The organism is Paenibacillus sp. V4I9 (assembly GCF_030817295.1).
GTDB lineage: Bacteria > Bacillota > Bacilli > Paenibacillales > NBRC-103111 > Paenibacillus_E.
Window position 1 is genome coordinate 7,360,671 of sequence record NZ_JAUSZE010000001.1, and the last position, 22,147, is coordinate 7,382,817.

Consider the following 22,147-nt stretch of genomic DNA (forward strand, 5'->3'; position numbering starts at 1 on the left):
CTCCCTTCCCTTCTTATAATAAGGATTGATAGATCTCAAAAAAAGAAAAGAACCTTAAACAAGGTTCATAGAAAAACACTATGATTCCCTGTGGTAACCGGCTACCATGCACGTTTTTTAATACGCGTTTCAGGCCCTTGGCTTTGCGTCTCACAGTTTCCTGTAATTTGCCCTTTTCACTTGAGATTTCGATACTTCTATCTCTGCCATAATACTATATTCCTAGTAATTTGAATAGGTAAATTTAACTATAAGATTCATGATCCGCATATATTCTAGTACTTTTGATCTTCTTTATTAGTTAAAATTCAATGATTTTCCTATATTTATGAAACTAACATTGTAAATTCGACAATATTTGAATTGATACCCCTTACATATAATGTTGTATACAAGATAAACATTGAACTATTTAGAGTCTTTCAAACAAAAAATAGACCATGCTTCTACAAACGTAGATAGCATGGTCTATTTTAAGTACCCTCAGACTTCCAGAGTGTTTCACAAAATTAATTCTGTCCTTCCGCTATACCTTAGTTAGCAATTTTGCTCCATACAGGGTACTCTTCCAAGTACCCATATTCGTTCAATTCCTTAAGAGCCTTGCGTATGCTATGTTCATCCTCGCCCGATTCACTGGATAGTTCCACTAGATCGTCTAGGTTGATGTTCGGGTTCTCTTTGCAAAACGTAAGCAAGCCCTTAGCAGCCCAGGAAAGCCGATCGTCTTGGAAATCTCCAACCATACGGCGGAATATTTTGTGCGAGACAATTCTCAGCTCTACGAGTTGCTGCAAAGCTTTAGTCGCCTGCTTGAGATTCATGCGACCGAGCTTAGCAATATCAGATAATCCTGGAATGTTCGATTCCGAAGAAAAACATTTCAAGACGATAAAGGTCATTTGTGTATAAATATCCATGCCGGGATGGTGAAAAACTTCATCTGAAAGATTAAAATGACGCGCTGCGTCCTTAGCTTGTCCGTTGTCCATCTGATGTCCTCCTTTTCATTACCATGGAGTTCACCTACTCATTATTGTTGCCATGATCCGAGGGCTGTACTAGCTTTCCCGAATTGTGCCGAGATTGCCGGAATATTTGCGCCAAACTGAATTTTTTCTGATCATTGGCATCCGGGATCTCCTTCTTTGGCTGGTTGAAATCATCATTCGCTTCATGAGCAGGTTCAATAGGCTCTGCCGACTCCATGTCACTATAGCTGTCTGCTAGAGAAACGGCCTCATCCATGTCCGAGACCATTTTTTTCCCGGGAAATAATTCCGTAATCGGTCTCCTACCCGATTGCTCTTCTCGAACATACCTTGTCAAAATATCCATGATTCCTTGACTGAAAATGCCTTCCATTTTCAATTGGTTTAAATAATCGATGACCTCAGGCGGTGTGTCTGACGGAATATACAGGGTAACATCCTTACCTGAACGAACGTAAACGGTGGATCTCCGCTTTTTCAATCCGATTCGCTCCCGCTCTCGGATACTCCTTCAGAGTCAGCACTAGCCGCCGCGGATTCGTCCGCATGTTTCAGCGCGTGGTCAAGCATAAGAAAGGTGCCTCGCACATTTCGGAATTGGCTGTGTTCCACGGTATCAAACTTAATGGGCAGGCCCAGCTCGGCGTTTAATTTCTCAATCCAAGGCTGCAAAACGACCGCTCCACCGCCGATGAACCAAAACTCATTGGCGTAGCGTACATGCTTCCAAGAGTTACGGGCGTATTTCAGCACTTTCTCCGCTAATATGCGCATATGCCGGTTAATAAGGCTTGTCATGTCAAAAACAACCTTACCCTCCGCATAAATCTCATACTCTTTGTTGACCAACATGAGGGTCAATTCCGCCGTGCTTGCGATTAATTCCTCGCCTTGTGAATTAACCTCGTTGCGAATGCTCTCTAAAGCATCATTGAGGTAGATCTTAGCGCCGGTAGAGTGCCGTTGATCCAGATCGAGACCGGGTTTGAAGAACGCGATATCCATGTCGACACCGCCTACATCCGCAATGCCGAAGCCTTTGTGGGATAGATGTGATTTGGAAGTAGCCTCAAGGTCGTAAACACCGGAAACATCGTCTATGCTGATATCGGTAGGAAGCGAAAATTCCATTTCCACCGTTATCCCTTTAAATACGGGGGTCGTCCCGAATGTAACGGAATGTACGCCTCCTGTAATCTTATGAGCAAATTCCTCGCGGAATTTCGTTATTTCACGAATCGGCAGACCTGTACCCAAGTTGACAGCGGCTTTTATCCGCTTTTTCCCCCGCCTGATGGCATCCTCATGTTTCTTGGCAATGGCATACGCCGCAGCCGTAAGGAGTGTCACCATTGTTTCGGGTCTCTGGGCCTTCTTTTGCACCGCTTTATCCCCTACAATTTCATGAATAATCCCTTCGTCACCGATCGCTAAGTTACCCACGTAAACATGTCGGTACTGATCGCTCTCTATCGAAGGCGATGTAATCTGTACGTCAAGAAAATCCAGGGGATCACCTTGTTCCATCAAAAGAAATCGTTCACCAAACGGTTGCGCTAGTACATTAGGGAAAATAAAGTTATTGTCCAAATGGTCGTAAATCACTTTAACGTGACTGCTGCCATTATCAATAGACAGCGTGATGGTAGTGGTTAAGACTTCGTTCTTTGTCAAGTCTATTCCCCTCTCCGGTGGCCTTATTTGAGTTTATATAAAGATTCGCGTTACAAGGGCCAATTGAGAGGGTATTTGGAGAAATTGGTATTTTTAGCAGCTAGTTGGAATGAAGTTTAAAGTTTAAAATTTGAAGTTTAAGATTTAAACTTTAACTTGTACGATTTAAACGTTAAGATTTAAGCTTTAAAGTTTAGGATTTAAATGTAAAGTTTAAACTTTGCGAATGTTGCAAAAAACACAACAATTCCTGCCAAAAGTAGCTCTAACTCATATAAAGAGGCTAAATTGTTGTACAACATACAACATCCTTAGCTTGCCTGGAAGAAATCAAGGAAATTGTTGCACGCTGTACAACTTGCCATTATTTACGGTACGGCTTACCGTTGAATCATGCACATACAGCCTTTCTGCGATTTGCTTCATAGTCATAGGCCTAATATGAGAGGAGCCTTTCTTGTAAAACTCTGGCTGCAGCTCAAAAAACCCTGCTCCCTTCGTCAAGGAAGAGAACAGGGTTTTCATCGTATCCTATAAAAAAGCTTAGAGACCCAACACACGCCGCTCCTCATCCGAGAACATCCTCGAACGAGTCAGAAAGCGCCGCCCTTCCGGCCCCTCAAGCGAGAACATCCCGCCTCTGCCGGGCACCACGTCGATGATGAGCATCGTATTCTTCCAATAGTCGTATTGCGACTTGCTCATATAGAAGGGTGCGCCGCCTATTTCCCCTAGCCATACGTCGCTGTCGCCGATAAGAAACTCCCCTTGCGCGTAACACATCGGAGAGCTGCCATCGCAGCAGCCGCCGGATTGATGGAACATGACAGGGCCATGCTTGGCCTTTACGATTTCGATTAGCTCTAGAGCGGCATCGGTAGCAACAACCTTGCTCACTTCTATCGTCATCGTACAGCTCTCTTAGAAGAAGCCCAGTGCGTCGGGGCTGTAGCTGACGAGTAGATTTTTGGTTTGCTGGTAATGGGAGAGCATCATTTTGTGATTCTCGCGGCCTATGCCCGAGCTCTTATAGCCGCCGAAGGCCGCATGGGCAGGATACGCATGGTAGCAATTCGTCCATACGCGGCCGGCTTGAATGCTGCGCCCCATCCGGTAGGCCGTGTTCATGTCGCGCGTCCATACGCCGGAGCCAAGACCATAGAGCGTGTCATTGGCGATCGCCAGCGCCTCTTCCTGATCCTTGAACGTCGTAACGGAAAGAACCGGTCCGAAAATCTCCTCTTGGAAGATTCTCATTTTGTTATGCCCCTTCAGAACGGTCGGCTGAATGTAGTAGCCGTCGGAAATATCTCCTTCTACCTTTGCCCGACCTCCGCCGATCAGGCATTCGGCGCCTTCCTGTGCACCGATATGGATATAGCTCATAATTTTCTCAACCTGCTCGGTAGAGGCTTGTGCGCCAATCATCGTTTCCGTATCCAGAGGGTTGCCCTGTTTGATGGCAGCGACTCGCTTCAAAGCTCTTTCCATAAATTGATCATAAATCGATTCCTGAATTAATGCGCGTGACGGGCTGGTGCAGACTTCTCCTTGATTCAAGGCGAACATCGCAAAGCCTTCGAGCGCTTTATTGAAGAAAGCGTCATCACTTGCGACCACATCCTCAAAGAAAATATTCGGCGACTTGCCACCCAGCTCCAAGGTGACCGGTATCAGGTTTTGCGAAGCATACTGCATAATTAAGCGGCCTGTCGTCGTCTCGCCGGTAAAGGCGATTTTCGCGATCCGGCTGCTCGAAGCAAGCGGTTTGCCGGCTTCAAGTCCGAAACCGTTGACGATATTAAGTACGCCCGGCGGCAGCAAATCTTGAATGAGCTCTATCAGCACCAGTATGGATGCCGGCGTTTGCTCAGCGGGCTTCAGGACGACCGCATTTCCGGCCGCAAGTGCCGGAGCAAGCTTCCATGTCGCCATAAGCAGTGGAAAGTTCCACGGTATAATCTGACCGACGACGCCAAGAGGCTCATTAAAATGGTAAGCCACCATATTGTCATCCAATTGGCTGAGCGAACCCTCCTGGGCGCGAATGCATCCTGCAAAATAGCGAAAATGATCGATCGCCAGTGGCAGATCAGCCGCAAGCGTTTCCCGAACCGGCTTCCCGTTATCCCAGGTCTCGGCAACCGCAAGCATTTCCAAATTCGCTTCCATGCGATCGGCAATTTTATTTAAAATGACGGCACGCTCCGCAACGGACGTGCGCCCCCATGCGTCCTTTGCAGCATGCGCAGCATCTAAAGCCAGCTCGATATCCTCTGAAGATGAACGAGGAACCTCGCAGAAAACGCGATTATTTACAGGTGATGGATTGTCAAAGTATTGGCCCTTAATAGGCGCTGTCCACTTTCCTCCGATAAAATTTTCGTACCGTTTTTTAAACGTAACCTTTGATCCGTTTTGTCCAGGTTGTGCATAAATCATCTAGCTCAGCCTCCTTAAAATGGAATACGTTAAATATATAAGCAAGGATCGTGCCAACATATTAAATACCGTCCAATAAGGCAATATGGTGAGCGCTTACTAGTTTTTGTTCCGCTCTGAAACAACGGAAGTGTTCCATTTTGGGACATTCTTTCTTTCAGTACTCCATTAATAAAAGCATCTATGATATGATCGGATTAGGAAACCGATTGCAATGGAGGTGTTTATTTTTGCTATCCGTGGAAAATAACTTTTTATCAGAAGCGGCGGCGTCATCTTGGAAGCGCTGTCACGAACTTGGTTTAATGCACACCGACCCCATTGACGATGACATCTTAACCGGAAACCACATTCAATCTCTATTAAGGCAAAACGAGCAAACCATACATTACACGGAGCAAATATTCGAGCAAATGCACACAAGCATCAAGCAATCCGGCCAGATGGCACTGCTTATCGATTCGGAGGGAACCATTATTCACACAGTCGGAGATATCGATTTCTCCCGCCGGGCGTTAGCGGTTCAGCTGCAAGTAGGAGCAAATTGGGCCGAGAGAAGAAAAGGAACAAATGCCATTGGTGTCGCCCTCGCAGAGAAAAAACCCGTACGTGTGCATGCCGAAGAGCATTATTTCAACTCCAATCACTTCTTGACCTGCGCCTCAGCACCCGTCTTCAATTCAATCGGCGAGCTGATCGGTATCATCAATATTAGCGGCAAACAAGAGAATTACCACGCCTATACGTTTACACTTGCCTGTATGGCAGCCCATTCCCTGCAGAACAAAATTCTGCTGGAAGAGTCGAAGAAGGAGCATCTCATTACCCTCAAAGAACTCGAGCATTCCTCACAAAATCATCCTTTACCACTGCTCTCTCTAAGCCGGGATAACCGCATCCTTCGTGCTAATCATGCCGCCATCCGCATTGTTGGTAGTGACGCAATTGGCAAAGTGTTTACGAAGTTGGAAGGCTTTTCTGTCAAAACTATTCATAATGAGCATCAGAAGCTGTGGCAGTTCGTCTCCATTCAGAAGCAAGCGGCAAACGAGCAGCATTTGTATGCGTTTAGGGATATTGTCGGCACGTGTCCGACCATCATACAGAAGAAAGAACTAGCCAAGAAGGCGGCTACGACTGATTTTCCCGTCTTATTATTGGGTGAAAGCGGCGTGGGGAAGGAATTGTTCGCGCAATCCATTCATACCGCTAGCACCCGGTCGGCGGAGCCGTTCATTGCATTGAATTGCAGCGCCATCCCGGACAGCCTGGTCGAGAGTGAATTATTCGGATATGCTCGCGGCGCTTTCACGGGAGCGAACAAAGACGGCAATGCCGGGAAATTCGAGGCCGCGCACAAGGGTACTATTTTTCTCGATGAGATAGGCGACATGCCTCTTCGTGCGCAGGCTGCTTTATTAAGAGTGCTACAGGAAGGCATGATTACTCCGGTAGGCAGCGCGAAGAGCAAAGCAATTGACATTAGAGTCATTGCAGCAACGAATAAGGACTTGGCCACGGAGATAAAGGCAGGCCGATTCCGGGCTGATCTGTATTACCGGTTGAAAGGGATACATATTACGCTGCCGTCATTACGAGAAAGAAGCGATATTTTGACATTAGCCGTGCATTTACTCCAGAAGCATGCTTCGCCCTGTCCATTCATAACGGAAGCAGCGCAGCAAAAGCTGTTAACCTACAGCTGGCCGGGCAATATAAGAGAGCTTAGAGCGGCATTCTTATGCAAGCAGTCTTCCTAGCTGGAGGCCAGGCGATTGACGCTGAGCATCTATCGTTCGAAGAATCCGATGGGTCTGTGCAAGCAGGATCAGGCAAAGATCACACACTCACGTTGAAGGACGCGGAAATCACGGCGATCAAGAAGGCGCTGAAGGCCTCGGAATGGAACCTTAGTAAGGCCGCCGGACAATTGAAAATAGGAAGAACGACGCTATATCGTAAAATTGAGGAGTACGGCATAACGTTATTTTAACGATATATTTTTATAAACCCAGCGCCCTATCTCAATGAGATTGGGTGTTTTTTCATCGGTCTGTCAGTGGTATGATGAACCCATATGGAAAGCATTTCCTCGGAAAGGAATATGGGTTATGTCAAAAGCAGATCATATGCTTACTATCCTGTGGTTGCTCAAATCTCAGAAGCGAATAACAGCTAAGCAGCTTGCTGAGAAGCTGGAGATTAACATCCGAACCGTTTATCGATACATCGATGCATTATGTGCCAGCGGAGTCCCGATTATTGCCGATTCCGGGCATCATGGCGGTTATAGCTTGCTAGGTCAGTTCAATGAAGCTCCGCTTATATTTGATCTAGATGAACAAAAAGCGTTAATTCATGCGGCCGCTTTTGCCCAGGAGGCGGGGTATCCGTTTGGAGAGAAATTGAGTCAGGCCGTCGCTAAGCTCAAAATGTATTCCAATGAAGAACAACGCCATCAAATCAATCTACATGAGCAAGGTCTTGACGTCATTCTTCCTCAAGCTGATGCCTCGCAAGTATCCCTGCTTCAAGAAGTGGAAATCGCGGTGGCTCAGAGCGTAATGATATTTATGCATTATCAAAAAGGCTACGGATCTGTAACAGAATCTCGTCATTTGGATCCTTACGGGCTTGTTTGCTGGAAAAGCAAATGGTATGTGGTAGGGCATTGTCATCTTCGCAAAGAAATTCGAAGCTTTCGTATCGATCGTATTCGAAAGTTGGATACGACGGAGAAGACTTTTGAACGGCCTGCTGATTTCTCGGCACGCAAATTTATCCTTTCAGGTGTGCTGCCTGATTCGGATAAGCTAGATGAGCTCATATCTGTCAAAATTACAGGAAGAGAGCAAGCACTAGATGATCTATGTGGTCATTGGTTTCTGGCCCATGCGTTGGTAGAACGTTCGCAGCTTGAAGCACATTTTAAACTGGAAGAGCGATACATCCTGTATGATCTTCCATACTTTCTTCTGACTTATGGGGGGACCCTTCGCATTAAAGAACCGCAGCTGCTCCAAAACCAAATGATTGAGGTAACTAAAAATTTACACAATTATTATGCGGCGGCGCAGCTTGACTGACCGTTTCTGTCAGTGAAGATGGGCTACAATGGGTCTTAGGTGAAACCTAAGGAGGAACGACCATGAATTTATTACAAGTTCGTATTTTGGTAAATGATTTTCACAAAAGCGCAGCTTTTTATAGGGATCAATTAGAGTTAAAAGCTGACTGGTATGAGGAGTCGATGGAATACGCCTTGTTTAACACGGGAGCTGCTCGTATCGAGCTGCTGTCCCGCAAAGCCATGGGCGAAGCACTGGGAGAAGATTTGGTGCAAAGCGGCAGCTATGCAACGAATTTTGTACTCAATATTGAAGTTGAAAATATAGATGATACCTACAATCGTTTATCCGATAAAGGCATCGAATTCGTCAAAGAACCATTTAATCATCCGACATGGAATGGACGACTTGCCCATTTTCGGGATGCGGATGGCACATTAATAGAACTCTATCAAGCAAATAAGAAGGAGGATTGATCCGATGTCTACTCAAATTCTCAAAAATTACGAGTATCATGTATGGGCTAATAAGCGGGTTTTCGCTCGTTTAGAGGAACTGCCGGAGGAGATTTTGCTGCAGGAGATGAGCAATGTATTTCCAACCATCTGTGCCGGCCTTGTGCACATCTTCAGAGTGGATACTGTCTGGTTGTCCGGCATGAGGGGAAGCAGCTATGAGCAGACCAGAGAGCTGATCGTCACTGCTGAAGAAAAGACCAAAGGGAAAAGCTTAAAACAACTAGAGGCCGCCTTCTCGGAATTAGCCGAGACTTACAAAACCTTTCTGAATAGCGATGCCGATTGGCAAGCCATGAAAGACTTTCCGCATCCAACCTATGGCGTCCTGCATGCCAGCAACGAAGAGCTTATCCAGCACGTTGTTAATCACGGCACTTACCACCGCGGCAACATCACTTCTATGCTCCGCCAGCTCGGACATGCAGGTGTATCTAGTGATTATGTGTTTTACTTGTATGATGTAAATAAGTGAAATAAGATCGCTATCGAGATAAGTCGCTTTTTATAAAGTGGTATCATCGGCGATCGACGTTTCCATCAATTCCTTTATCTCTTTGAGGTCATTGCTCTTGCCTAAAGCCCACATTAATTTCGGAACAATTGCTTCTTTATTCATATCCTTCGACGAAATAATCTGTTCTCTGCCTACTCGTCGCCCAACTTCGTAAAGCGTCAGATCGCCGCCTTCTTCCAGACATTGTGTCGTAATGACAACAGCGACTCCTGCTTCTATAAGCTCAATGATTTTCGGAAGAAGGTTGCGACCTTGGGTAGGAACCCCTCCTAAACCAAAGCCTTCGATAATCACGCCTCTATAGTTTTGTTTCAGATAGTCAAAAAGTTCAGGCTTCGTACCTGGATGCAGCTTTAACAAAAAAACATCGGGACATAGCGATATATCCAGCTTTATCTCTTTATTTTGTTCAGGTACAACAGACGTAGTGTACTTGATTTCATCGCCTTCAAAGTAAGCCACATAAGGATGATTAATGCTTTCAAAGGCATCGTAACTGCGGGTTCTCACTTTCACGGCTCTTGTCCCGTTAATCACCTTGCCATCAAAAACAATAAATACACCACCAATGTCTTCACACGCAAACTGGGCAGCATTGCGCATGTTATGGATGGCATCTGTGTGGTTGTTGTGGATTGGAACCTGAGAACCTGTAATTACAACCGGCTTACTCATATTTTGCAGCATATAGGAAAGCGCGGCCGATGTATAACTCATCGTATCTGTTCCATGCGTGATCACAAATCCATCATACTCATCATAATTCTTATAAATGGCTTCCGCGATACGGACCCAAAATTCAGGCTGCATATTCGTGCTGTCAATTTCCATCAGTACGTTACTGTCTACCTGATACAGGTGATTTTGTGCCGGCAAATAGCTTATCAGTTCATCGGCCGTCATCCCCGGGGTCAATCCATCCTCCCCAACCACAGATGCAATGGTTCCACCCGTAGCTAATAAAAGTATCTTTTTCATAGAAACGTTCCTTTCGCATGGTTTCCGCTTACATAAAAGAGCAACATGTAGAAAACCTCTATCAAGGCCGTTCAAAGATGAGCGACCTGCTAGAGGTGAGTTTTTATAACCATTATAAATCCATTTATAGGATTTTGCTAAGAAATGCTTGAGAACGTTCGTGTTTGGGGGAATCGAATAACTCGGAAGGTGTTCCTTCTTCTACGATATACCCTCCATCCATGAAGATTACACGATCTGCCACCTCGCGAGCGAAGCCCATTTCATGCGTAACGACAATCATGGTGATCCCTTCATGGGCTAAATCCTTCATCACTTGCAGCACTTCGCCTACCATCTCGGGGTCTAAGGCCGAAGTCGGTTCATCGAATAACATCACGCGTGGATTCATAGCCAGCGCACGGGCAATGGCTACACGCTGCTGTTGTCCACCAGACAACTGGTCAGGGTACGCATCCCGCTTCCCGGCCAAGCCCACTTTGTTCAGCAGTTCCATGGCCTTTTGTTCATTTTGCTGCTTATTTACCTTTTTAATGTGCTTCGGGGCTAGCATGATATTTTCCAATACGGTCAGATGAGGAAATAAGTTAAAGAGTTGAAATACCATTCCTACATTTTGGCGCAGTTGATCGATATTCGTGTTAGGTGAAGTAACTTCGACATCGCCGATCACAACTTTTCCAGACGTCACATCCTCAAGAAGATTCAGACAACGTAGGAATGTACTCTTTCCTGATCCAGAGGGTCCAATGACGCAAACCACTTCTTTCTCTCGGATCGTAGTAGAAATATCTTTCAGTACTTCGTTCGTACCGAATTTCTTTTTCAAGTTTTGTACGACGATCATTTGGAAGCATACCTCCTCTCAAATACGCGAGCTAAGCGGGATAAAGCATAGATGATAATAAAGTAGATGACACCCACGACTCCCCATATCTCAAAAGCACGATAGTTCGCAGAGATAATAATCTCCCCGCTCTGTGTCAACTCGCTAATTCCAATGACGGACAAAAGGGAAGTATCCTTAATACTTACAATGAATTGGTTGACAAAAGCAGGCACCATCCGGCGAATGGCTTGTGGTAAAATGACCAATCGCATCGTCAACCATTTACTTAATCCCAACGAGCGCGCGGCTTCCATCTGTCCCCTGTTAATAGAGACAATACCTGCACGGAAAATCTCCGATATATAAGCGCCCGCATTTAAACTGATGGCAATAATACCTGCGGTCTCTGCAGGTATTCGAATATCAAAGAAAGCAGGGATACCAAAATATTCAAAGAAGACCTGCACTAATAGCGGTGTTCCCCTAATGATATCAACATAAAAGGTAGCAATAGTCCGAAGAATTTTACTAGAAGAAACATTCATCAAACCCGTAATTAGACCTATAAGAAAAGCGATCGGTAAAGAGATGATAACAATTTTAAAGGTGATTAAAGCGCCTTTCAACAACATGGGTAGTGCATCTAAAATAACCTGCAACGAGGAAGTCACCGGATCCCAACCCTTCCTTTTTAATGGAATTCATAATGACGCTAACCTTCTGAAGCCCAGCGAACATTGGGTGACAAAAGGTTAGCGCTTGTGTTATCTATTTTGTGGATTTTCCCATATAAGTGCTGATAATTTCATCATATTTTCCGTTAGCTTTGATCTTCTTGAGTCCATCATTAATTTTTTTCATCAATTCTTCGTTATCTTTTCTTACCGCGATACCATAGTAATCCCCGTTCAAACGTTCCCCAACGATTTTCAGTTTGGAATTGGGATCAACTGCAATCTTATAAGAGATAACCGGAAAGTCTTCCAACGTTACATCTGCATTTTTATTGGCGACTTCCTGATACATGGCCGGACTATCATCGAAATACTTAATTGTCGCGCCATATTTTTTACCATATTCATCGGCAAGTTTTGCTCCGGAAGTTCCTTTTTTAATAGCAATGACTTTCCCCTTCAAATCTTCAGGAGTTTTGATTGTTGTGTTATCTTCTCGAACGATTAGCGAAAGTCCGGCTTGGTAATACGGGTCCGAAAGGCTAACAACCTGTTTACGTTCGTCCGTAATACTGATACCAGCGATAGCGCCATCCAATTGTTTCGATGTAATAGCAGGTATAATTCCTTTGAAGTCCATAGGTTTTAAGTCAACTTCAAATCCTTCTTCTTTGGCTATTGCGTTGATTAAATCAATATCTATTCCAATGTACTTGCCATCTTTTTGAAACTCGAAAGGGGGATACGTCGCATCTGTACCAAACGTGTATTTTTTAGCTGTTGCTGTTTGTGCGGGTTGCGTAGTCTTATTATCCGTAGTTGCACCATTTCCACAAGCACTAAGTGTTAAAGCTATAACCGTTCCCAGTACTACTGATAAACCTTTTTTCATGTAAGAACCCCTTTTCTTCTATTAAAATTGAGATCGATGGATTCGATCTGTTTGTAATTACATACTACCTCCCGCTCTACAGCAACATACAGAATCCTACAAAAACAATTACACGACATGAAAATAAAGTTTACATGCGCGACGATTAAATTTACTTGAAAAATTTGTATCCGATTACATTTCGTATCGGCATCTATCTCATGTGATGATATATAACAGCGAAATAAAAAAAGGAATCCAAACCTTCAGTCCTTACTATCTCCAGACTTGAGAGGTTGAATTCCTTACTCAACTATTTAATTTTTCTAGTATTTCCATATAAAAAACTTGTAAAAATTTTTTGATATTTACTTTTCCTTTATCGGGATGCTGTTCTTCGTCCATGACTTTCATCCTCATCCGAATATCCTGGAAATCAAAGTACAGCGGGGCATAATATTCGAACTTAGGATTACTATAATCGGTTAAACCAATGGAAGCCATATTATTTAATGCAGCCATGATCGTCCGTCGAATGCGTTGTTCAATCGCCTTACTTTCTTTCTCAATATCTTTCTGGCTTTGTTTATAGGTGTGGGCGACAGACTCATACAATTCTTTTAAAGGAGGGAAACTAGTTGCTTCTCTATGTTCGATGGCATTCTCCATTAAAGCTATAATGTCTTTACTGCCTATCTCACCGATGATTCCCAAATCCATTAGAATTGTCTTCACCACATCACGAACTTTTCGTTCTTTACGAGGAGAGGACGGTCCAGCGATATCTAATTTAGCTAAAGATTGCTTGATCTCAGAAACATACCGCTCATATTTCCACTGCTCATTGACTTTGCTCAATACGTGCTCTACTTCCACGCGATTAATCGGCTTATGAATAAAGAACTCGATTCCTTTTTGATAAGCTTCTCCTACCATGTCCTTATTCTCAATTTGTGAAATCATAATAAATTTTCCGTCATACCCACTGTTTTTTAATTGCGTGATTGTCTCAATACCGTCCTGATCAGGCATCAGCAAATCAATCAACACGACATCCGGTTTCGATTTAAGGATCATTCGAGTCCCCTCAATTCCACCTTCCGCTGTCCCCATAACCTCGCCAATGCCGCATTCATCAATAATATCTTGCAGCATACTTCTGCAAACGATATCATCATCAACGATCATAATTGAAAGTGCCATCGACTCTACCCTCTTTACTTAGACTTGTTATTGGGAGACGAACAACAAACTGAGTACCGCTTGCTTTCTCCATTGATGCTACTGCGATACTCCCCCCAAAGGAATGAACAATATCGCGTACATGAGAAAGACCGATCCCGGTTGCTGCTATCCCTTCTTCATTGTATTTTGTCGTGTAACCTGGTTCGAAAATAAGCTCCTTCTTATGATCAGGAATTCCTTTTCCTGAATCTATGACGATAACATATACGTCGTCTTCTTTTTCAAAGACCCGAATATGTATGATTCCATTTTTCTCTATAGCTTCTACCGCATTGGCAACTAAGTTATTTATGATCGTCAGCAAAGGCACATAGTGCGTAGTGTTCAGATTAAATGCCAGTTCTTTTTCAATGATAACCTTTTTCCTTAACATTTCGCTATATTCTTGATTTCCCTTTACGACAAAGTGCATGATCTCCGAAAGACTCATATGAACGACAACTTCACTATCGAATAATTTTAATAAACCTGCCAAAATACGTTGGGAGTCCTTCTTAACTTCATGGATTTGTTGAGCAATTCCTAGCGTACGCTGACTATAGCTTTTAAGATTGTCCTCATTTAATTTCCGATAGAGGTCATAGCTATCCGCGGTAATCCCCTCTATGGTATCCATTGCTTTTTTTAAATAAAAGGCTTCTCCATACAAACCAGAGTTGATGTTTAGCATCTGCTCCATCCGCTTTTCCTGCTCAGCGTGGAGAAACCGCATCTGATTAATAACGATGCTGTTGTACAGACCGATAACAAAATAACTGCGTACTACGGCTATGACCATTATAAGGAACCATTCTTTAAAATAAAAGGTATTCGTACCAAGGAATACCCCACGCAATAAGAGCTCCGTTTCATTAGAAACGAAGTCAATTAATGCGATATATCCACCTAACATGAGGGGGTGAAATTCGTTCAATCTTTTTCGAAGCTTACTCATTCCAAATGCAAATACAACATAGTAGCAACCGGCTGCTGCATTATTCTGTAAGCTCTCCAAGATCGTAAATGAATGCACGTGAGAGATCCAATCTCCAGACTGAACGATCATGCTAACGATCCCCGTTAGGAAACCCGTCTTCACATAGGGTAGATGCGGCATGAGCAATAAAAAAAACAAAAAGATACTAACCCCAAGACCAATGCGAAAATAATCGTTGCTAAAAGGATTTATCTTGAATTGTGCGCCAGTGGCCGTAGCTATAGCGATGACGATTATTTGCAATCTTTCGTTTTTGACCAAATTCTGCATCTTTCGATTCGCACCTACTTGGGGGGTCAGATTTTATCCGCTACCCATGAACTAAAATTCTAATGCTTTATACTAACATACATGATCCCTCATTTGAATAAAAGCTTAGCCGTCATTCTCCTTTTAAATGACAGCTTTAATTTGTTTCGTATAGAAAAAGCGAACGATGAAAAATTATGCCGTAAGTGCCACGGCCCCATGGACAAGCGCCACAACAATCGGTGCGAAGAAAAGAATCGCTGTTTGCCTGTTAAGCACTTTTTTCAATTCAGTTTCAGTCAAACCCATTTCCTTTGTTTACAACTGATTGGCTGTTCTATAGATTGCACTTATAGTATGAATAAAAAAGATTGCCAAGTAAACAATATGCAAATAAATGACAATGTCGGGAGGAATCACAATGGTTGGCATATTGGAAGCAGCAATTACTACAATCAAATCTTTAACTGATGAAGAAAAACCCCAACCTCTTCATGTAGGAGAGGTGATGGCTTGTTGGATTTACTTAGCAGGCCTTGAAATAGCCAAAGCAACTGTTCAAGCGGGTATAAACACCACGAGTGATGAGGATCTGAAAGCCATGCTTAAGGATGATTTGGAACTCAATCATAGTCAACGGGAACGCCTCTATGAATTCATGCTTAAGGAAGGAATTACTTTACCTCCTGCTCATGAAAATATGCCTCACTCGGATCCTAATAGTATTCCGCTTGGCGTTAAATTGACGGATGAAGTACTTGCCAACGAATTATCTTTTAAAATCGTTAGTTTGATTCTCCGTGCCGCAGGTGCCAATGCAGAATCGATTCGGACCGATTTTGGCTTAATGTTTCTTCAATTCCAAGCGGAAAAAGTCATGTTGGGGGCAAAATTAAAACAATTAATGATGAAACGCGGGTGGATTAAAATGCCGCCGTTTTTCATTCCTCCTGGCTCCCAACAAACATCAACTTAAAACTTTAGGGGGCTACCTTTTAAGTCTTAGACTCTTAGGAAAGCCCCTTTTATAAAAATGCAGAACTCCGTTTCGCCAATCAGCCTCACTCTGTGAGAAATAATAATTCCTCATTTTCTGGTACGTCAATGATTACACCATACTCGTATATAGCTCGCCTGTTTCGCCTTTCCAAGAATCCAGAAACAAAAAAACCTCTCGCACTTGTTATCCCTTTTTAGACCTCGTGTTTCAATTCCCGCTATTATGTTTATATTTTTATTACGGCTTTTTTGATCGGAGAGGGAATTTCTGATTTAAGGATAGTCTGATTTCAACTAAACAACAGGAGGTAGCTATGCATATTGTTGAAGTCAATAATTTGACGAAGGTATTCGGACAAGATCCCAAGAAGGCCCTTTTACTTCTTGATAAAGGATGGTCCAAAAAGAAAATATACGAAGAAACGAAGCATACCGTTGGTGTAAATAAGGTCAATTTAACCATACAGGCGGGCGAGATCTTCGTGATTATGGGATTGTCAGGAAGCGGTAAATCTACGCTGGTCCGTCTATTGAATCGTCTGATTGAACCCACCTCTGGAACAATTCTCATTGATGGCGAGAACATTGTATCGATGAACCATGAACAGCTTCGCCAAGTTAGGCGCAACAAGATCAGTATGGTTTTCCAGAAATTCGCCTTGTTTCCGCATAAAACAATCATTGAGAATGTGGAGTTTGGACTGGAGATTCAAGGCGGCTCCAAGCAGGCCAATCGGCAAAAGGCGCTGGAATCTTTGGAGCTTGTCGGTTTAAAAGGATTGGAGGACAGCCATCCCGACCAACTGAGCGGAGGCATGCAGCAGCGGGTTGGACTAGCGCGCGCTTTAGCGAACGATCCTGATGTTTTGCTCATGGATGAAGCGTTCAGTGCACTGGATCCTTTAATTCGTAAGGATATGCAGGATGAACTGCTGGAGCTCCAGGATAAAATGAAAAAGACAATTATTTTTATTACACATGATTTGGATGAAGCCTTGCGAATTGGTGACAGAATCGCTCTTATGCGAGAGGGTTCCGTTGTCCAGATTGGGACTCCAGAAGAAATATTAATGAATCCAGCGAACAAGTACGTGGAACGATTCGTAGAGGATGTCGATCTGTCCAAAGTATTAACGGCTGCACACGTGATGCGCAGGCCAGAAACAATCACTTTGGAACGAGGACCTAGGGTTGCCTTGCAGTTAATGCAGGATAGTGGGATTTCAAACCTGTACGTTGTGGACAAAGCAAAACGGCTCATTGGCGCCATTACTGCAGAAGATGCAGTTCTTGCAGTCAAAGATCATAAAACGATTGGGGATATCGTCATTCGTGATGTGCTTACAGTCCCGCCTGATATCCATTTAAATGAATGCTTCGAGCTTATTAGCGGTGCCAAAATTCCGGTTACAGTGGTCGATGAAAAAGGCCGTTTACTAGGCATTATAGTTCGTGGCGCAGTCCTAGCTGCTATCGCAGGCACCCATGATACTACTGACAAGAAGGTGAACCCCTAATGTTCACGAAAATTCCTTTGGACCGCTGGGTCGAATCCATCATCAGTTGGTTCAATACCAACTTTGCCTTCCTGTTTAATTTCTTCTCATCTATCATAAGCGGGATCGTAGGCGGATTTACTTTCTTATTTCATGCCTTCCCCGCTATCGTTGTTATCATACTTCTAACGCTCCTTGCTTACTATTTCGGCAAGTGGCGGCTGGCACTATTTGCCGTGCTCGGATTGCTGCTTATCCTTAATCTCGGATACTGGGATTCCACAATGGACACATTGGCTTTGGTATTAACCTCCGCCCTTATTTCCATCGTTCTTGGACTGCCACTCGGGATCTGGTGTGCCAGAAACCGCTCGGTGAGGAGTACACTGACCCCGATGCTGGATTTTATGCAGACAATGCCTGCGTTTGTATACCTCATTCCTGCGGTTACTTTCTTCGGTCTTGGCGTGGTTCCAGGCGTTATCGCCTCGGTTATTTTCTCGATCCCACCGACCATTCGCTTAACGAACCTTGGTATTCTACAGGTACCAGCCGATTTAGTAGAAGCTGCTGATGCATTTGGGTCAACCCCGGCTCAGAAGCTTTTCAAAGTACAGTTTCCTTTGGCACTGCCAACCATATTAGCCGGGATCAACCAGACCATTATGCTGTCTCTGTCGATGGTAGTCATTGCTTCAATGATCGGAGCACAGGGCGTCGGAGCAGACGTATACCGAGCTGTGACTCAATTGAAGACAGGACAGGGGTTTGAGGCAGGACTTGCTGTTGTCGTTTTGGCTATCCTACTGGACCGATTAACACAAAGCGTCATTGGAAAGAAGAGAACAGGGAAAAAGTCTTTCGCCTTAAAGAAGCCCCTGGTAATCGCGGCTATAGCCACTTTCTGTGTCGTTGCTATCTTTATAGGAATAGGGAAGAAATCTCCTGTTTCAACGAGTACTTTTGTTGGAGACCAGGTAAATTACAGCATTATTGGCATTGACCCTGGTTCCGGCTTAATGAATGCTGCGGACAAAGCACTTAAGGCCTATAATCTTTCCTCATGGAAGCTAGTTGAAGGTTCCAGTACAGCTATGACTATTGCCTTGGACAAAGCCTATAAGGAAGGCAAGCCCATCATTGTGACAGGCTGGACACCACACTGGATGTTTTCTAAGTATGATCTGAAATATTTGGCAGATCCGAAAAACGTATTCGGCGGAGATGAAGAGATTCACACGATTGTACGTCTCCATTTGCAAGCCGATCAACCTTCGGCCTATCAATTCCTCGATAAATTTCAGTGGAAACCTGCCGATATGGAAATGGTGATGGCGAACATCCAAGATGGCCAGAAGCCAGAGGAATCCGCTGCCCAGTGGGTGGAGACTAACCCGGATAAGGTAAATGCGTGGATTAGCGGTATCCCCAAGGTGGAAGGGAAGAAGTTAAAGCTTGCCTATGTAGCATGGGATTCAGAAATTGCCAGTACAAATGTGGTTAAATACGTGCTGGAGAGCAAGCTGGGATACCAAGTGGATATGCTTCAGGTTGAGGCTGGACCTATGTGGGCCGGCATCGCTAGCGGGGATGCTGATGCCATGGTAGCTGCTTGGCTGCCAACCACGCATAAAGATTATTATGAGAAGTTTAAAGGTAACTTCGAGGACTTGGGACCCAACCTAATAGGAACCAAGCTCGGTCTAGTCGTTCCGAAATATATGAACATTACTTCCATTGAGGATCTGGTTAAATAATAACGGAAGCGGCATTTGAACAAGTGCTGCATCCTTTGAATCCGCAAAGATATTACTTGCAAAAGAACGATCGATTTTTAAACTGTCGATGGGAAAAAGTTTCAAATAGCTTAAAGAAGAATATCCTGTTCTAAAATCTCATAAAACGACAATTTCCAATTATACTCAACTAGATTCCTCCTATTACCTGCTTGAATAATTCTAGCATTATGGGAGGAATTATCTTTAATCAACACAAAAAGAACAGCCCAGGAAAAAGTTCTCCCGACCTGTTCTTTGACTATTATATGTCACCAACGAATGCCTTCATAATTAGTTATATTCTCATCAAAGCTCGTCGCTCCGCTTGTGGTTTACATTGATCACATACTCCTAGTACCTGACCGCTTTCTGATGAATAAAAATGAAGACGTTTGGCTTTTTTACGACAAAAACTACAAGTTTGTTTATTCACCGAATTCTTTTTTTGTTTAAGTGATAATTGAACTACTTTTCTTGTCTCAAGTTTATCTCTAGCCTTGCGTGCAAACAGGACCAAAAAAATTAGAACGATTATCAAAATAATGATTAAAAATAACCAATACATGGCTGATCCCTACCTTTGGAATGACCTATTCAGATATATTCCTTATAGCAGCATCTAATGCATGGATAACTTTATCACACCAACTATCAAATTCCTTATCCTCTTTTTGATGTTCAGGATGGGCTAATATATATGCGATCGTTTGCCTAATCCCTTGATCAAATCGTGTGCTTGCAACAAATTCAGGAACAAGTCGTTTCAGTTTTGAATTATCAAATACGACCGAGTTAGCCTTATCTCCTAGCAACCCACCCCTATAATCCTCCTTACTGCAGGCAACCAGAAATTCAGACGAAACATGGACAGCTTTAAGCTTTACTCCTAGAGCATCAGCAATTACCTCGTAAATTTGATTCCAAGTAACCGTCTCATCTGAAGTGATATGAACGGACTCACCAATCGCATGTATATTGCCCATTAAACCAATAAAACCTTTTGCAAAATCACTATTGTGTGTCATTGTCCACAGGGAAGTACCATCTCCGTGAATGATCACGGGTTTGTTCTCCAGCATTCGCTTAGCAACCTGCCAGGTACCCTTACTTCCATGTACGCCAAGTGGGATCGAACGTTCACTATAGGTGTGACTTGGTCTTACGATTGTTATCGGAAAACCATTCTCACGATACTGCTTCATTAAATATTCTTCACAAGCAATCTTATTTCTGGAATACTCCCAATATGGGTTTGATAAAGGAGTTCCCTCTGTAATTCTATAGTCGGATAAAGGCGTCTGGTAGGCAGAAGCTGAGCTAATAAACATAAATTGTTTCGTTTTACCCTTAAATAAGCGATAATCTCTCTCCACCTGAGCCGGTTCAAATGCTATGAAATCAGCAACGACATCAAATTCCAAGTTCGCAATAAGCTTAGATACTTGCTCTTCATCTTTAATATCTGCTTTTATAATATTTACGCCTGCCGGCAAGTCCTCATTCCTTGTGCCTCTATTCAGAAGATAAAGTTCGCATCCTTTTTCTAATAACTGCTTGGTGATTGCAGAGCTGATCGTCCCTGTGCCTCCGATAAATAGCGCTTTCATGTAAAAACACCTCCGTTAATGTTGATATCTTCCATACGATTTTACAGATCGATCTTGTAACACAATCATTCGACGTTGCACTCATAAAACCTCCCCTAGGTACCCATATAAAAAGGACACGTGGTAATCTTACCCACATGCCCTGTTTCCCCCCCTGCTCCTCGCTTCCGTGAGTGAGGTCGTTTATTCGAGCGGGAATATAAAACACAAAACCCTATCTCATAAGATAGGGCTACGATTGTTCAGGTTATTAATGATCCATTCCTTTAATTCGATGAATGATATTCCGTTCCTGCTCATGGTTCATTTCTTCTATACGCTTATTTAGGAAAAAAGCATCTATCCAACTCCAAAGTAAGGATCCGCTTAGTATGAAGATGAGCACCCACAACATGAAGTAATTGAACGATTCTAAATCAGTGTAAACAGCTAATAAAATTATGGCGATACTTGGAACAAATGTAGTCGCAAACATTATGCTTGCATACAAATAGTTTTCAGTATAGAACCTGTGAGCACCAAAGAAGTGTAATCCTGCCCAAAGGCCCCAAACTGCTTCTTTAGATTTTCGCTTTTTGAGTAATTCTGCCTCTAATATGCCTAGCTCTTCCAAAGTTAAAGTGCGCAATAATTGTAAGTTATCCATTTTCTTATACTCGTAAACCTATCCCGCGGCTACTTCTGAGTTAGCTCTTGCTTGACTAATCAGACGAAGCTCAGAAAGGATCTCATTCTCAATCTTTTCATTGGTATCCTTAATCATACCGGACAAAAGAAATAAGTCAATTAATGTCCATATTCCTAATCCACCAAGCGTAAGTAACATGGCAACCCCTGTTCCAACTCTGCCTAGGTAAAAACGGTGCCCTCCGATACCACCTGTAAAGAACCAAAGTAACCAAGCAATACCACCCGTTTTTTGTTTCTTACTCATCTCGGATGCAAGTAATTGAAGTTGCTCCGTTGTTAAGTTTTGTTTTTGCAAAAGTGACGACATATTTCGACCCCATCTCTCAATAATGGCTAAATTATACAATGTAATTTCTTTAATTAATAGTACCTTTTTATTAAATTTGGTTAATTTTTCATAAAGATTGCAAAATTCCCTATCTTTACCCCTACTAACTACCTAATAAATTTTTACTATGAGATACACTTTAGGATTAGCTTTCAGGTCCTTTTCCTTGTCATCTAGGGTAGCGCGAGAAATCTCTATATCTCTCAGAAAAGCGTATTC

The 22,147-nt window shown here is 43.3% G+C and carries 23 protein-coding genes, 1 pseudogene and 1 riboswitch; of the genes and pseudogenes, 8 read left to right on the forward strand and 16 right to left on the reverse strand.

The window, feature by feature from the left end; genetic code table 11:
• Positions 1–89: 89 nt before the first annotated feature.
• Positions 90–182, reverse strand: a riboswitch (cyclic di-GMP riboswitch).
• A gap of 351 nt (positions 183–533) precedes the next feature.
• The 6 genes from QFZ81_RS33855 to adh all read right to left on the reverse strand — a co-directional run bounded on the left by QFZ81_RS33855 (position 534) and on the right by adh (position 5,108).
• Positions 534–992 (reverse strand): hypothetical protein, encoded by a 459-nt coding sequence (locus QFZ81_RS33855; RefSeq protein WP_307437027.1) that lies wholly within the window; start codon positions 990–992, stop codon positions 534–536.
• 34 nt (positions 993–1,026) lie between these two features.
• The gene (locus QFZ81_RS33860) at positions 1,027–1,473 is read right to left on the reverse strand and encodes a hypothetical protein (RefSeq protein WP_307437023.1); all 447 of its coding nucleotides are present in this window, start codon (positions 1,471–1,473) and stop codon (positions 1,027–1,029) included.
• Positions 1,470–2,666, reverse strand: a complete 1,197-nt coding sequence (locus tag QFZ81_RS33865) for a ParM/StbA family protein (RefSeq protein ID WP_307437021.1) — start codon at positions 2,664–2,666, stop codon at positions 1,470–1,472. Before QFZ81_RS33865 ends, QFZ81_RS33860 begins: the two co-directional genes overlap by 4 nt.
• Positions 2,667–2,996: 330 nt before the next feature.
• Positions 2,997–3,191, reverse strand: coding sequence for an RNA polymerase factor sigma-54 (locus QFZ81_RS33870; protein WP_307606259.1), 195 nt, complete (start codon positions 3,189–3,191; stop codon positions 2,997–2,999).
• Positions 3,192–3,209: 18 nt separating this feature from the next.
• Positions 3,210–3,575 (reverse strand): DUF779 domain-containing protein, encoded by a 366-nt coding sequence (locus tag QFZ81_RS33875; protein WP_307606261.1) that lies wholly within the window; start codon positions 3,573–3,575, stop codon positions 3,210–3,212.
• A 12-nt stretch (positions 3,576–3,587) separates the two neighbouring features.
• Complete coding sequence (gene adh, locus QFZ81_RS33880; RefSeq protein WP_307606263.1) at positions 3,588–5,108, reverse strand: aldehyde dehydrogenase; 1,521 nt, start codon at positions 5,106–5,108, stop codon at positions 3,588–3,590.
• Between the two features lie 239 nt (positions 5,109–5,347).
• Between adh and QFZ81_RS33885 the strand changes: the two genes are divergently transcribed.
• The 5 genes from QFZ81_RS33885 (at position 5,348) to QFZ81_RS33905 (ending at position 9,166) form a co-directional block, all read left to right on the forward strand.
• Entirely contained in the window at positions 5,348–6,868 is a 1,521-nt protein-coding gene (locus QFZ81_RS33885; RefSeq protein ID WP_307607120.1) for a sigma-54-dependent Fis family transcriptional regulator, read from the forward strand.
• Positions 6,850–7,101 carry a helix-turn-helix domain-containing protein gene (locus QFZ81_RS33890; protein ID WP_307606265.1) on the forward strand — a complete coding sequence of 84 codons (252 nt, stop codon included), beginning with the start codon at positions 6,850–6,852 and terminating at the stop codon, positions 7,099–7,101. The genes QFZ81_RS33885 and QFZ81_RS33890 overlap by 19 nt, the downstream gene beginning before the upstream one ends.
• A 118-nt stretch (positions 7,102–7,219) precedes the next feature.
• On the forward strand, positions 7,220–8,194 hold the full coding sequence (locus tag QFZ81_RS33895; RefSeq protein ID WP_307437014.1) for a helix-turn-helix transcriptional regulator: 975 nt from the start codon (positions 7,220–7,222) through the stop codon (positions 8,192–8,194).
• Positions 8,195–8,256: 62 nt separating this feature from the next.
• The gene (locus QFZ81_RS33900; RefSeq protein WP_307606267.1) at positions 8,257–8,652 is read left to right on the forward strand and encodes a VOC family protein; all 396 of its coding nucleotides are present in this window, start codon (positions 8,257–8,259) and stop codon (positions 8,650–8,652) included.
• A gap of 4 nt (positions 8,653–8,656) precedes the next feature.
• Positions 8,657–9,166 carry a DinB family protein gene (locus tag QFZ81_RS33905; protein WP_307437008.1) on the forward strand — a complete coding sequence of 170 codons (510 nt, stop codon included), beginning with the start codon at positions 8,657–8,659 and terminating at the stop codon, positions 9,164–9,166.
• 30 nt (positions 9,167–9,196) lie between these two features.
• On the opposite strand, the gene QFZ81_RS33910 is transcribed toward QFZ81_RS33905, so the two are convergent.
• From QFZ81_RS33910 to QFZ81_RS33935, 6 genes are all read right to left on the reverse strand, one after another.
• The gene (locus tag QFZ81_RS33910; protein WP_307437005.1) at positions 9,197–10,186 is read right to left on the reverse strand and encodes an asparaginase; all 990 of its coding nucleotides are present in this window, start codon (positions 10,184–10,186) and stop codon (positions 9,197–9,199) included.
• A 124-nt stretch (positions 10,187–10,310) separates the two neighbouring features.
• Positions 10,311–11,033, reverse strand: a complete 723-nt coding sequence (locus QFZ81_RS33915; protein WP_307437002.1) for an amino acid ABC transporter ATP-binding protein — start codon at positions 11,031–11,033, stop codon at positions 10,311–10,313.
• Positions 11,030–11,686 (reverse strand): amino acid ABC transporter permease, encoded by a 657-nt coding sequence (locus QFZ81_RS33920; RefSeq protein WP_307436999.1) that lies wholly within the window; start codon positions 11,684–11,686, stop codon positions 11,030–11,032. Before QFZ81_RS33920 ends, QFZ81_RS33915 begins: the two co-directional genes overlap by 4 nt.
• A gap of 97 nt (positions 11,687–11,783) precedes the next feature.
• Positions 11,784–12,581, reverse strand: coding sequence for a transporter substrate-binding domain-containing protein (locus tag QFZ81_RS33925; RefSeq protein WP_307606269.1), 798 nt, complete (start codon positions 12,579–12,581; stop codon positions 11,784–11,786).
• A 288-nt stretch (positions 12,582–12,869) separates the two neighbouring features.
• A complete protein-coding gene (locus tag QFZ81_RS33930; protein WP_307606272.1) occupies positions 12,870–13,763 on the reverse strand; it encodes a response regulator in 894 nt (297 codons plus the stop codon).
• Positions 13,738–15,051: an ATP-binding protein gene (locus QFZ81_RS33935; RefSeq protein WP_307606275.1), complete on the reverse strand. Its 1,314-nt coding sequence runs from the start codon at positions 15,049–15,051 to the stop codon at positions 13,738–13,740. Before QFZ81_RS33935 ends, QFZ81_RS33930 begins: the two co-directional genes overlap by 26 nt.
• Before the next feature lie 400 nt (positions 15,052–15,451).
• Between QFZ81_RS33935 and QFZ81_RS33940 the strand changes: the two genes are divergently transcribed.
• The 3 genes from QFZ81_RS33940 to QFZ81_RS33950 all read left to right on the forward strand — a co-directional run bounded on the left by QFZ81_RS33940 (position 15,452) and on the right by QFZ81_RS33950 (position 19,282).
• The gene (locus QFZ81_RS33940) at positions 15,452–16,006 is read left to right on the forward strand and encodes a DUF3231 family protein (protein ID WP_307436986.1); all 555 of its coding nucleotides are present in this window, start codon (positions 15,452–15,454) and stop codon (positions 16,004–16,006) included.
• Between the two features lie 337 nt (positions 16,007–16,343).
• Positions 16,344–17,546, forward strand: a complete 1,203-nt coding sequence (locus QFZ81_RS33945; RefSeq protein ID WP_307606277.1) for a quaternary amine ABC transporter ATP-binding protein — start codon at positions 16,344–16,346, stop codon at positions 17,544–17,546.
• Positions 17,546–19,282 (forward strand): glycine betaine ABC transporter substrate-binding protein, encoded by a 1,737-nt coding sequence (locus QFZ81_RS33950; protein WP_307606279.1) that lies wholly within the window; start codon positions 17,546–17,548, stop codon positions 19,280–19,282. The genes QFZ81_RS33945 and QFZ81_RS33950 overlap by 1 nt, the downstream gene beginning before the upstream one ends.
• On the opposite strand, the pseudogene QFZ81_RS33955 reads toward QFZ81_RS33950, so the two are convergent.
• From QFZ81_RS33955 to QFZ81_RS33970, 4 genes and pseudogenes are all read right to left on the reverse strand, one after another.
• Positions 19,229–19,408, reverse strand: a pseudogene (locus QFZ81_RS33955) (hypothetical protein); the annotation flags it as partial. The gene QFZ81_RS33950 and the pseudogene QFZ81_RS33955 overlap by 54 nt on opposite strands.
• Before the next feature lie 485 nt (positions 19,409–19,893).
• Complete coding sequence (locus tag QFZ81_RS33960; RefSeq protein WP_307606283.1) at positions 19,894–20,910, reverse strand: SDR family oxidoreductase; 1,017 nt, start codon at positions 20,908–20,910, stop codon at positions 19,894–19,896.
• Positions 20,911–21,160: 250 nt separating this feature from the next.
• Positions 21,161–21,556, reverse strand: a complete 396-nt coding sequence (locus QFZ81_RS33965; protein WP_307436974.1) for an NINE protein — start codon at positions 21,554–21,556, stop codon at positions 21,161–21,163.
• Positions 21,557–21,574: 18 nt separating this feature from the next.
• Positions 21,575–21,907, reverse strand: a complete 333-nt coding sequence (locus QFZ81_RS33970; protein WP_307436969.1) for a TM2 domain-containing protein — start codon at positions 21,905–21,907, stop codon at positions 21,575–21,577.
• Between the last annotated feature and the right edge of the window lie 240 nt (positions 21,908–22,147).